The organism is Sandarakinorhabdus rubra, from assembly GCF_010994245.1.
In the GTDB taxonomy this organism is placed as follows: Bacteria; Pseudomonadota; Alphaproteobacteria; order Sphingomonadales; family Sphingomonadaceae; genus Sandarakinorhabdus; species Sandarakinorhabdus rubra.
Genome location: NZ_WMHO01000069.1, coordinates 1 through 12,022 on the forward strand (window position 1 = coordinate 1; position 12,022 = coordinate 12,022).

Genomic DNA, 12,022 nt, shown 5'->3' on the forward strand with positions numbered 1-12,022 from the left:
GCCGCCGCATCGATGTCGGTGGCGATCACGCCCGCGCCCTCGCGCGCGAAGGCCAGCGCGGTAGCCCGCCCGATCCCGGCGCCCGCCGCCGTCACGAAGGCGCGCTTGCCTGCCAGTCTGCCCATCTGTCGTCCTTTCAATCCCGGTGCACTCAATCCCAATGCACTCAATCCCAAAGCACTCAATCCATGTGGAAAACGCATTCCATGTCGGACCACCACTCGCCCGGCTGCGCCGTCGGCCAGGGGGTCTGACACGGGTCGGTGAAGGTCCACCAGCGCTGGGTCTCGGGATCAGCCGCCACCTTCGCCATGTCGGCCTCCCAGTCGCTGCCGCTATATTCGAGATAACCGAACAGCACGTCGTCCTTCAGGAAGATGGAATAGTTGGAGACATTCGCCGCCTTCAGCGCGGCGATCACGCCGGGAAAGGGCTTGGCGTGCAGCGCCCTGTACTCCGCCAGCTTCTCCGGCTTCACCCGGATCACCATCGCGCGCCGCTGCATCACCCTGCCTCCAGTCCATAAAAGCGCACCGCCGTGCCACCATGCACTGCCGCTACGCCCGCCGCATCCAGACCGGCCAGCAGGGCATCGCTGGCCGCCACCCACTCATCATAGCTGCCATTCAGGTTCAGCACCGGCCAGTCGCTGCCCCACATCACGCGATCCGGCCCGAAGGCGGCCAGAACACTGTCCGTCACCGGCTTCAGATCCGCCGTTGTCCAGCCCGGCGCGGCCTCGGTGGCGAGTCCGGACAGCTTGCAGTGGGTGAATCCATCGGCAGCGACCGCGGCGAGGTCGCGGGCCCAACCGGCGAGATCACCGCCGGCAATGTCGGGCTTGGCGGCATGATCGATCACGATCTTCAATTGCGGGTGCCGGTCACGCACGGCGAGCAGGCGCGGCAGGTGGCGCGGCCGGATCAGGGCGTCCAGTGCCAGGCCGTGTGCCGCCATTGCTGCCAGCGCCGGCTGCACGGCAGGCGCCAGGATGGCATCATCATCGGGCAGGTCCTGCAGCATGGGGCGCAAGCCGACCAGCAGCGGATCGTCAGCCAGCGTGGCAATGCGCTCCGGCGCATCGGGAGCCGAAAGATCGGTCCAGCCGACGACACCGCGGATGAAGCCGTGACGGCGGGCGAGATCGAGCATGAAGCCGGTTTCGGCCTCGGTGGGCGCGGCCTGCACCAGCACGCTGCCGGCAATGGCGTGGCGGGCCAGCAGCGGCGCCAGGTCAGGCGGCAGGAAATCCCGCCACAGCGGCGCCAGCGCCGGGGTCAGCCAATCATAGTCGCCGCGGTCGCGGCGCCAGAAATGCTGGTGGGCGTCGATCCTCATCGGCCAGAAGACCCTTGTTCACCCGGCACCGGTGCATCGGCGCGGATCAGCCCCTGCGCCTTCATGTCGGCCCACAGCGCAGCCGGAATAGGCCGGGCCATGTGGGCGATGTTGGCCGCCATTTCGGTCGGCGAGCGCGCGCCGGGGATCACCGTGGTCACCGCCGGATGGGCAAGCGGGAACTGCAGCGCCGCCGCCGCCAGCGGCACATCATGGGCTGCGCACAAAGCGGACAACGCCTGCACCCGCGCCGCCACCGCCGGCGGCACCACGCCATAGTCATAATGCGGATGGCCGGCCAGCACGCCGGAATTGAAGGGGCCGCCCACGATCAATTGCACGCCGCGGGCTTCGCACAGCGGCAGGAGATCATCCAGCGGCGCCTGTTCCAGCAGCGTGTAGCGCCCGGCCAGCAGGATGACATCGAGATCGATGGCAGCCAGCACCTCCAGGCAGATCGCCACCTCATTCACCCCCAGGCCTATGGCCCGCGTGACCCCGTTCGCCTTCAATTGCGCCAGCATCGGGAAAGCGCCGGCCATGGCCGTGTCGAACTGGCGACGGTGATCGCCGCCATGGGTGAGCGCGCCAAGATCATGGACGAGCAGCATGTCGACCGCCGCCACACCAAGCCGGCCCAGGCTGTCCTGCACCTGGCGTTCCACCGCCGCAGCGGAATAGTCGAAATAGGGGCGGGCCAGGGCTGCGTCCACGAAGCCGGTGTCGCCGGGCGCCTCCCCTGCCGCCAGGCTGCGGCCTACCTTGGTGGAGATCAAGGGGCGCTGTTTCCGGCTGGCGAGAAAGGCGCCGAGCCGGCTTTCCGAAAGCCCGTGGCCATAATAAGGTGCGGTATCGAACAGGCGCACGCCGCCATCCGCAGCAGCGGCAAGCGTGGCCTGCGCCGCCGCATCGCTGACCGGCGCATAGAGATTGCCGAGCGCCGCGCAGCCCATGCCGAGGGCCGGCAATTTCAGACCGCTTGATTCATTTGTGAAATGCTGGTTCACGCTTGATTACAACCATGACTGGCGCGCGCTGGCAACGCCAAAAAGGCTGGCATCTGTCGGCTTAGGGCTGGAATTTTCGCCAGATGGAGCCTGAGGGGGCTTGCCGATAGTGTGGTTTATGGGTGAAATGCGGGTTCATACATAGCAACGAGTAAGGCGATCGCGATGACCATTGATCCTGCCGCGCTGCGACCGGGGGTGGCCCCAGGCCCGGTGATCACGGCGGCGAGCACCGCCGACATCCGCTTCCCGACCTCGCGCTTTCTCGACGGTTCGGATGCGATGAACCCGGATCCCGATTATTCGGCGGCCTATGTCATCCTCACCGCCGACGGGCTGGAAGGCCATGGCCTGGCCTTCACGCTGGGCCGCGGCACCGATCTGGTGGTGGCCGCCATCGAGGCGCTGCTGCCGCAGGTGATCGGCCGCAGCCTTGATGGCATCGAAAATGATCTTGCCGGCTTCTGGCGCGGCCTGGTGGGGGACAGCCAGTATCGCTGGCTCGGCCCGGAAAAGGGCATCATGCACCTCGCCACCGCCGCGATCGTCAACGCCGTGTGGGACATGCTGGCCCGCCGTGCCGGCAAGCCATTGTGGCGCTACCTGGCCGACATGCCGCCCGAACAGATTGTTTCGGCCATCGATTTCCGTCACATCGCTGATGCGCTGCCGCCGTCGCTGGCGCTCGACCTGCTCAATCGCAACCTGGCGGACAAGCCGGCCCGCATCGCCCGCCTGCTCAGCGAAGGCCATGCTGCCTACACCACGTCGGCCGGCTGGCTGGGCTATGACGACGACAAGATCCGCCGCCTCGCCGGGGCCGCCATTGCCGATGGCTGGCAAGCGATCAAGATGAAGGTGGGCGGCAATCTTGCCGACGATATCCGCCGCTGCGGCGTGCTGCGCGAGGTGCTGGGGCCGGACCGGCTGCTGATGATCGACGCCAACCAGGTGTGGGATGTCGACCAGGCCATCGACTGGGTGAAGGCGCTTGCGGCGTTCAACCCTTACTGGATCGAGGAGCCGGTGAGCCCGGATGATATCCTGGGCCATGCCCGCATCCGCAAGGCGGTGGCGCCGATCCGGGTGGCCACCGGGGAGCATTGCCACAACCGCATCATGTTCAAGCAGTTCCTGCAGGCCGGTGCGATCGACGTGGTGCAGGTGGATGCCTGCCGACTGGGCGGCGTGAACGAGGTATTGTCCGTGCTGCTGCTGGCCGCTGCCTTCGACACGCCGGTGTGCCCCCATGCCGGCGGCGTGGGCCTGTGCGAATATGTGCAGCATCTCAGCTTCTTCGATGCCGCCGCCGTGGCCAGCAGCAGCGAGGGCCGCATGATCGAACATGCTGGCCATCTGCACGAGCATTTCATCGACCCGATTCGTATCCGCGGCGGACGCTACCTGGCGCCGGAATTGCCCGGCTACAGCGTCGAGATGAAGGCCGCCTCGCGCGCCGAATACAGCTTCCCGAACGGCAGCGCCTGGCGGGCCTGATCAGGCGCTGATGGTGCGCTGCTGCTGTTCGCCGAGGCCGGCAATGCCCAGCCGCACCGTCTGCCCGGCCTTTAGATAGACGGGCGGGTTCTGGCCCAGCCCGACGCCGGGCGGCGTGCCGGTGGAGATGATGTCGCCGGTCTGCAGCGTCATGAACTGGCTGATGTAGGCAATGAGGTGGGCGACGCCATAGACCATGGTGCGCGTGTTGCCATTCTGGAAGCGGTGGCCATCCACCTCCAGCCACAGGTCGAGCGCCTGGGGGTCGGGCACCTCGTCGGGCGTCACCAGATAGGGGCCAACCGGGCCGAACGTGTCGTGGCTCTTGCCCTTCACCCATTGGCCCTGCCGTTCCATCTGGAAGGCGCGTTCCGACACGTCGTGCACCACGCAATAGCCGGCGACGTGCGCCAGGGCGTCGGCCTCGCTGACATATTTGGCCGGCGCGCCGATCACCACGCCCAGCTCCACCTCCCAGTCGGTCTTGGTGGAACCGCGCGGGATCTCCAGGTCATCATTGGGGCCGCAGATGGCGTTGACACCCTTCATGAACAGCACCGGCTCCGGCGGCACGGTGGCGCCGGTTTCGGCGGCATGGTCGGCATAATTGAGGCCGACACAGATGAACTTGGGCACCTGCCCCACGCACGGCCCGAAGCGGAAGCCTTCGTGGAGCAGTGGCAGGTTCATGGGATCGATGCCCCGCAGTTGCGCCAGCCCCGATGCCAGCAGCGACGCACCGGCCACATCACCAATCACGCCAGTGAGGTCGCGGTGGCTGCCATCGGGCGCCACGATGCCGGGGCGTTCGGCGCCGGGGGCGCCGTGGCGGAACAGTTTCATGGCTCAGGACTCCGTTGCAGGCGCGATGCGCGCCGGGTCACAATCAAACTCCAGCACCAGCACCGTGGCTACGGGATCGCGCAGGGCTTCGGGCACGTCGATCACCACCTCGCCGGGGCCATCGACATGCATCAGCTCATCCAGCACCGGGATGCGGGTTTCGAAGGGCAGTGGCCCGTCGTGGCCCAGAACGCTCACCTGCTTCAGATGCTGCACCGGCACGCCGCGCACCGAAACCGGTGCCACCGGCTGCATCAGGAGGTGGCAATAGAGGGTGTTGCCCTTGCAGGTTGTCGGCCCCGGGAACTGCCACGGCTTCAGGCCCGCCTTGGTGCCGATGATCGCCTCGCCATGTCGGCCCATCCAGCGCGCGAATTCGGCCATGCGCTCCGCCTGCGGGGCGGGGATGCGCCCCGCGCCATCCGGGCCGATGTTGAGCAACAGGTTGCCGCCACGTCCGGCCACTTCGCAGAGCGTGTGGACCAGCGCGGCCGGTGACTTGTAGCGGTCGTCACCGGCGTTGAACCCCCAGCTCATGTTCATGGTCAAACAGGTTTCCCATGGTGTGGCGGGCGGCTCGGGCGGCACGAACTGCTCCGGCGTGGCGAAGTCGCCCTGCCCGGGCAGGCGGTCATTGATCAATATGTCGGGCTGGAGCTGGCGGATCAGCCGTTCCAGGCCCACCGTGTCCCACAGCTCGGCGCTGCGTTCCCAGGCGCCGTCGAACCAGATCATGTCGATCGGGCCATAATCGCTCAGCAATTCGGTGATCTGGCCGCGCACATAGGCCTGATAGCGGGCCCATTGTTCGGGCGTGGCCGCCTGATAGCCGCCAAAAACATAGGGCCGCATCGCATCGGTGAAAGCCGGATAATCGGGGTGATGCCAATCGGGCAGCGAATAATAGAAGCCGATCTTCAGGCCGTGGCGCCGGCAGGCGGCCACGAAGGCAGCAACGATATCCACCCCCGGTGCACCCTTGGCCACACCATGATCACCATGCCGGCTGGGCCACAGGGCATAGCCATCATGGTGGCGCGTGGTGAGGACGGCATAGCGCATGCCGGCTGCCGCCGCTGCGGCCACCCACGCCTCTGGCGCTGCCGGATCGGGCTGCCAGCCTGCCGCATTGGCATGATAGGTTGCGGCCGGGATATCCTGCCCCAGCGGCAGCGTCACCACCCCGCCCACCAGCGGCCAGCTCGCCTCCCAGCCGGCGCGGGCCCAGGGGCCCCAATGCACGAACAGCCCGAAACGGGCGGGTTCGAACCAATGTTCCGTGCGGCGCATATTTGTCTCCCGCAGACCCTATAGCGAGCCCGCCGCGCCCGTGCCACACATGAAACGCTGCTTCATCTGTAAAGCGTGGCGTCGCATTGGCGCGATCAGCCGGCCGCGATCCAGTTGCCGTGAAAGCCCAGCGGTACCAGCTGCGGCAGCGGCACCACCGCCACCGGCGGGCCGGCAATGTCGCGGGCATCGAGCAGCACGAAATCCGTGTGATTGCGGGCCACTTCGAGCACATAGCCCATCAGCCAGCCATCATTCTCGGCCGCATCCGGGCTGCGGGGCACGAAAACGAACTCACCGGGAATGCGGCCCTCGCCGAAATCATGGGTCTTGCGCTCGCCGGTCAGCAGATCGTGGGCGATCACGCCCGACAGCGCACCGGGCGGGCTGCGGCCTTCGTCCAGCGTGACGGTATAGGCATAGCGATAGGGCTGGCCGGTGAGCCGCTCGTCGCAGCGCGGGAATTCCTGCGGCACGGCGTCGATAACCCGGCGATCGACCCGCCGCGCCACCGGATCGCAGGTCCAGCGCTCGAACGTCACGGTGGAGGCGCCGGGCTGCTCGGTGCCCTCGCTGACGAACAGCCGGTCGTGCACGGCCACGTCCATCACCACGCGGCCATCGGGCAGATCGTAAGCGTTGCAGGGGTGGAACACATAGGCGGGCTCGACATCGCACCAGATGATGTCTTCGGCCGCGCCTTCGCGCGGCAGCAGGCCGATGCGCGCCCCGTGGTCGGGATTCCAGGCATAGGGCATGGACATCCCGGCCCGCGCAGCGGGGATCGAGAAGGTGATCGGCAGATCGAGGATGAGCACAAAGCGCGCCGTGATCGCGCAATCGTGGATCATCGGGCCATCGGGCAGCGGGATCTTCAGCTCGCGCCGCACCCGGCCGTCACGCCCCACCACCACGTGGCGGATGAAATCGCGATTGCCACCGTTGTAGCAGATGGCATGCAGCTCGCCGCTGGCCGGGTCGAGATGCGGATGCGCCGTGAAACCGCCCAGCTGCAGCGTGCCGTCGAGATTGGTGTAGGCGACCGTGCCGAGCAGCGGATCGACCTCCACCGGGAAGCCGCCCGCCTCGATCAGCGCCAGGATCTTGCCAGCGTGGCTGATGACATTGGTGTTGACGGTGTCACCGCGTTCATAGCGCGGGCCCGGGGCCGGCGCCTCGCCCAGCACGGCGCTGACCCGGTTTGAGCGGATGTAGCGGTTGCGATACCACAGCGCCTTGCCGTCCTGGATGCGCACGGCGTGGATCATGCCGTCGCCGGCAAACCAGTGATGCTTGCTGCCATCGGGCGGCGTGATCGGGTTGGGGCCGATGCGCATGTAGGTGCCATCGAGTTCCGACGGCAGCGTGCCGATCACCGGCAGCGATTCGACGCTGATCTCGTCGCGCACCGGCGCATAGGGGCCCAGCAGATAGGGGTTCGTCTCGCCCGTGGTGGCAGCCACCGTATCCATGCTGTTCATGCGCCCCTCCCTTCGCCGCTTGCGAGCAGTCCCTCGAACTGCAGAGCCGCCATCCTAACCCGGAAAAATGGCCACCGCCCGTGATAAGTGGGCGGTGGCCAGGTCGCTCGGGAAGGCCGACGGACTGTCGGGATCAGAAGTTCACGCCGAGCCGCACGCCATAGGTCCGGCCCAGATTGGCCGAGCCGTTGGCCCACAGGTTCGCCACGGGTGCGAACGTCTGGTAGAAGCGCTCGTCGGTCAGGTTGCGGCCATAAACGCTGGCCCGGATCTGGGTGCCGTCAAGTTCGAAGGTGGCACCGATCTGGGCGTCGAGCAGGCCATAGGCCGCAATGCGGCCGCGCGGTTCGTTGATCAGCGGCGACGGGCCACCACCATCGAAGCGCGGACCCATGTGGAAGAAATAGGTGTCCGTCCAGCGGTAGGTCACCAGCGTGTCGATGCCGACATCGCCAATCTGGGTCTCATACTGCACAGTCCCGGAGAACTGCCATTCCGGCGAATTCCGAGGCCGCACCGTCTTCGACACGTCGAACCCGTCGTATACGAAGTTGCGATAGCGCGCGTTGAGATAGCCGGCCGTGCCCGACAGGGTGAGGCCCTTGGCCACCTTCGCCGCCACGTCCATTTCCACGCCCCAATAGCGCACCGATGAGGCGTTGGTAACGGTGGTGATCGTGGCGCCGGTCTCCACGTTGCGGCGGATGATCTCTTCCTGCTTGTCGGTATAGTCGGTCAGGAAGCCGGCGACGTTGAAGCGCAGCGTGCGGTCGAGCCACTCGCTCTTGAGACCGAGTTCGTAGGTGTTGACCTTTTCGGGATCATAGGGCCCGATCGTCTCGGTGGAGTTGCCGCGGCCGTTGAAACCGCCCGACTTGAAGCCCTGGCTCCACGACACATAGGTCAGCACGCCTTCACGCGGGCTGTAATCCAACGCGACTCGCGGCGTGAACTGGCTCCACCCTTGCGAGCCGGCGGCCTCGTTGTTGAAGCCCGGGGCATCGGGATAATAGCCGCCGCCAACCGTGTTGAAGCCGTTGCGATAGATGAAGTCCTTGAATTCATATGTGTAACGGCCGCCCAGGTTGAGCCTGAGCTGATCGGTCAGCATGTAGTTGCCCGACAGGTAGGCGCCGAAGCTGTAGGTCGACTGCTGGCGGTCCACCACTTCAACCGTGTCTTCGGGGAAGCCCAGCAGCTCGAACACGAACAGCGAGTTGGCGCCGTCCTTGTAGTTGACATACTGGCCGAACAGGCCGCCCAGGATGGTCAGCCGGTCGTTCACCTTCCAGTTGGCCCGGAACTCCTGCATGAACTGGCGCTCGTTCACCGGCTGGGCCGAGGCGAAGGTCGGGAAGGGCACGCCGTCGAAGTCGGTGAGCTTCTCTTCCTTGAACAGGTTGAAGCCGGTGATGGCGGTGATGTCCACATCACCCGCCTTGATGTTGGTGGTCAGCGAGACCATGTGCGTGGTGGTGTTGAGGAACGTCGGCGTGTCCTGGTTCGGGCGGCGCAGATCCTGGTTCGGGTTGGCGCAGCGCGGCACGTCGGTGATCAGGACGCCCTGGCACATCAGCTCGTTGGGGCCGGAGCGGTTGAACAGCACGCCCCAGTCGCTGTCATTCTTCAGATAGTCATAGGCGAGGATCACCTCGACATCATCGGACGGCGTGAAGCGCAGCTGCGGCGACACCAGCCACAGATCGACGAAGCCGCGCTTCTTGCCATTGAACTGGTTGATGAACTGGCCATCGTTGCTCACCCGGTTCACCGAGATCCGCGCATCGATCTTGCCCGGCACGATCGGTCCAGTGAGCGAGCCGCGGACGTTGAACTCGCCATAATTGCCAACCGTCACCTGGGCGTTGCCGCCAAATTCGTCCTTCGCCTTTGGCCGGGTGATGTTGATGACGCCGCCGATGGCGTTGGCGCCGAACAGCGTGCCCTGCGGACCGCGCAGCACTTCCACCCGCTCGACGTCGACCAGGTTAAGCAGCTGGCCAGCGACCGACGAGCCGAAGATCACGCCATCCAGCACGATCTGGACGGCAGGGTTGAAGGTACGGTCGAAATCGGCGGTGCCAATGCCGCGGATGAAGATGTTGGCGCCGTTGGCCGAAACCGCGTTGGGTGTGATGACAAGGTTGGGAGTCACCATCTCGAGGCCCTTGACGTCGAGGATCTGGCGCTTTGCCAACTCCTCGCCGCTGACCACGGTGACCGCAATCGGCACCGACTGCAGGTTTTCCGTGGTGCGCCGCGCCGTCACCACGATGGTATCGAGCGTATCCCCGGATCCTGCGGCGGCCTGCTGGCCCATGGCCGGCGCCGAAAGCGCCAGCAGCGACGTGAAACCCAGGACAGACGCCAGTACGGACCGATGCCGGATGCTCATCTTCGATTGCCTCCCCAATAATCCCGGGGTGCACCCCCGGTCCTGCGTTCGCTGTGCCCCCTTGCCCGGTTCTGTGATCGGCTGAAGGCGAAGCACGAATGAACTGCCGTTTCAAGATTGCAACGGTCTGACGAGTTGTGTCAAGCAGGCCTGCCGGCTACAGCGCGCCGGAAAGGAGGGTGGCGGTGCAAACAACAGCAGGGCGTTGCCTTTGCGCCACAGGCGCAGGATCGGGCTTTTGCGCCACAGGCGACCGTCGCGCCATCCGAACGGCTGGGCTCACTCCATGATCATTGCCGATGTCGGCGATTTCCGGACCGCGGCGCAGCGGCGGCTGCCGCATTTCCTGTTCGAGTATATCGACGGCGGCAGCTATCAGCAGGTCAGCCTGGCCCGGAACGTGTCGGACCTGGCCGATATCGCCCTCGATCAGCGGGTGCTGCGCGATGTCTCGGCGCTGGACCCCTCCATCACCCTGTTCGGCCAGCGGCTGGCGCTGCCGCTGCTGCTGGCGCCGGTGGGCCTGGCTGGCCTCAATGCCCGGCGCGGCGAGGTACAGGCGGCCCGCGCCGTCAAGGATGCAGGCACCGCGCTGATCCTCTCCACCGTGTCGGCGTGCAGCATCGAGGAAGTCGCCGCCGGCAGCGGCACGCCGCCCTGGTTCCAGCTCTACATGTTGCGCGATCGCGGTTTCGTGACGGCGATGATCGAACGTGCCCGCGCCGCCGCCTGCCCGGTGCTGGTGTTCACGGTCGATCTGCCGGCGCCCGGCGCCCGCTATCGTGATCGCCGCTCGGGGCTTTCCGGCGCGCCGGGGCTGGCGGGCGACCTGCGTCGGCTGGGGCAGGCGCTGGCGCGGCCCGGCTGGTGCTGGGATGTCGGGCTGATGGGCCGCCCGCTGTCGCTGGGCAATGTCGCCGGCGTGCTGGGCGCGGCGACCCCGCTGGGCGATTTTCTGGCCTGGCTGGGCAACAATTTCGACCCCTCCGCCACCTGGGCCGATCTGGAATGGGTGCGAAGCCAATGGCCGGGGCCGCTTGTGGTCAAGGGCATCCTGCACCCGGATGACGCCCGCGCCGCGGTGGCGGCCGGCGCTGATGGCATCGTTGTGTCCAACCACGGCGGCCGGCAACTGGATGGCGCCCTGTCAGCGGTGAAGGCGTTGCCGGCTATCGTCGATGCGGTGGGCGGCAGCACGCGGATCCTGGCCGACGGCGGCGTGCGCTCCGGCCTCGACATATTGCGCTATCGCGCGCTCGGCGCCGAGGCGGTGCTGGCCGGGCGGGCGTGGGTTTGGGCGCTGGCCGCCGGCGGGCAGCGCGGGGTGGCCCAACTGCTCGCCATGTTCGAAGCCGAACTGCGCGCCGCAATGGCGCTGACCGGGACAGTCCGGTTCTCGCCGGAGGCTGGCCGGGTTTCGGCCTCGCCTGCTGAGGGGGCTGGTGAGAATGGTGGACGCGGCAGGGATTGAACCTGCGACCCCTGCGATGTCAACACAGTGCTCTACCACTGAGCTACGCGTCCACGAGGAAGCCGGGCATTAGTGGCAAGGCGCCCGGTTGGCAAGGGGCGCCGTTACCGGTGGCACGGGAGCCGCGTCAATTGCCACCTTGGCAGCAGCCCCGGCGCGTGCTTTCGCTGTCGGCAATGGCAACACCGCCGCCTTATCACCTGTCCGGCGATGCCGATGGCCGCTGGCCGCTGGTCATCGCCTCGCCGCACAGCGGCCGCCATTATCCGCCTGCCCTGCTGGCTGGCAGCCGGCTGACGCTGGCGCAGCTGCGCCGCGCCGAGGATGCGCTGGTCGATGCGCTGCTGGATGGCATTGCCGGCGTGCCGGTGCTGAGCGCCACGCACGCCCGCTGCTGGCTCGATCTCAACCGCCGCCCTGACGAGCTTGACCCTGCGATGTTCGATGCGCCCCTCGGTGTGCCGGCCACCCCCACCGAACGCGTCACCGCCGGCCTGGGCGTCATCCCGAGACTGGCCGCCCTGGGTCTGGAGATCCACGCCCGGCGGCTGCCGGCACGGGAGGCCGCCGCCCGGCTGGCTGCCCTGCACGTGCCCTGGCACGGCCAGTTGGCCAGCCTGCTGGCCGCGGCGCGCGCGCGCCACGGCGCCGCCCTGCTGCTCGATTGCCATTCCATGCCCACGCCGGGCGGGCCGCGCGC

The 12,022-nt window shown here is 67.0% G+C and carries 10 protein-coding genes and 1 tRNA gene; 3 read left to right on the plus strand and 8 right to left on the minus strand.

Going from position 1 to position 12,022, the window contains the following annotated elements; all coding sequences use genetic code 11:
* Positions 1-181: 181 nt before the first annotated feature.
* From GJV64_RS06135 to GJV64_RS06145, 3 genes are read right to left on the minus strand one after another with little or no spacing between them, the layout of a single operon-like run.
* Entirely contained in the window at positions 182-505 is a 324-nt protein-coding gene (locus GJV64_RS06135; RefSeq protein WP_164156395.1) for an L-rhamnose mutarotase, read from the minus strand.
* Positions 505-1,338 (minus strand): amidohydrolase family protein, encoded by an 834-nt coding sequence (locus GJV64_RS06140; RefSeq protein WP_164156396.1) that lies wholly within the window; start codon positions 1,336-1,338, stop codon positions 505-507. Before GJV64_RS06140 ends, GJV64_RS06135 begins: the two co-directional genes overlap by 1 nt.
* The gene (locus tag GJV64_RS06145) at positions 1,335-2,306 is read right to left on the minus strand and encodes an aldo/keto reductase (RefSeq protein ID WP_235927623.1); all 972 of its coding nucleotides are present in this window, start codon (positions 2,304-2,306) and stop codon (positions 1,335-1,337) included. The genes GJV64_RS06140 and GJV64_RS06145 overlap by 4 nt, the downstream gene beginning before the upstream one ends.
* 204 nt (positions 2,307-2,510) lie before the next feature.
* Here GJV64_RS06145 and GJV64_RS06150 point away from each other — a divergent pair, with 204 nt between their 5' ends.
* The gene (locus GJV64_RS06150; protein ID WP_164156397.1) at positions 2,511-3,842 is read left to right on the plus strand and encodes an enolase C-terminal domain-like protein; all 1,332 of its coding nucleotides are present in this window, start codon (positions 2,511-2,513) and stop codon (positions 3,840-3,842) included.
* Here the strand turns inward: GJV64_RS06150 and GJV64_RS06155 are convergent, their stop codons facing one another.
* The 4 genes from GJV64_RS06155 to GJV64_RS06170 form a co-directional block, all read right to left on the minus strand.
* The gene (locus GJV64_RS06155; RefSeq protein ID WP_164156398.1) at positions 3,843-4,685 is read right to left on the minus strand and encodes a fumarylacetoacetate hydrolase family protein; all 843 of its coding nucleotides are present in this window, start codon (positions 4,683-4,685) and stop codon (positions 3,843-3,845) included. It abuts the gene before it with no gap.
* A gap of 3 nt (positions 4,686-4,688) precedes the next feature.
* Positions 4,689-5,975: an alpha-L-fucosidase gene (locus tag GJV64_RS06160; protein WP_164156399.1), complete on the minus strand. Its 1,287-nt coding sequence runs from the start codon at positions 5,973-5,975 to the stop codon at positions 4,689-4,691.
* A 95-nt stretch (positions 5,976-6,070) separates the two neighbouring features.
* Complete coding sequence (locus GJV64_RS06165) at positions 6,071-7,456, minus strand: 8'-apo-carotenoid 13,14-cleaving dioxygenase (RefSeq protein WP_164156400.1); 1,386 nt, start codon at positions 7,454-7,456, stop codon at positions 6,071-6,073.
* 133 nt (positions 7,457-7,589) lie between these two features.
* The gene (locus GJV64_RS06170; protein WP_164156401.1) at positions 7,590-9,851 is read right to left on the minus strand and encodes a TonB-dependent receptor; all 2,262 of its coding nucleotides are present in this window, start codon (positions 9,849-9,851) and stop codon (positions 7,590-7,592) included.
* 286 nt (positions 9,852-10,137) lie between these two features.
* Here GJV64_RS06170 and GJV64_RS06175 point away from each other — a divergent pair, with 286 nt between their 5' ends.
* Positions 10,138-11,322: an L-lactate dehydrogenase gene (locus GJV64_RS06175; RefSeq protein ID WP_164156402.1), complete on the plus strand. Its 1,185-nt coding sequence runs from the start codon at positions 10,138-10,140 to the stop codon at positions 11,320-11,322.
* Here GJV64_RS06175 and GJV64_RS06180 read toward each other — a convergent pair.
* Positions 11,301-11,375, minus strand: a tRNA-Val gene (locus GJV64_RS06180). The genes GJV64_RS06175 and GJV64_RS06180 overlap by 22 nt on opposite strands.
* A 105-nt stretch (positions 11,376-11,480) precedes the next feature.
* On the opposite strand from GJV64_RS06180, the gene GJV64_RS06185 reads away from it, so the two are divergent.
* Positions 11,481-12,022 (plus strand): N-formylglutamate amidohydrolase (locus GJV64_RS06185; RefSeq protein WP_205599543.1); only part of this gene is annotated, 542 nt, incomplete at its 3' end.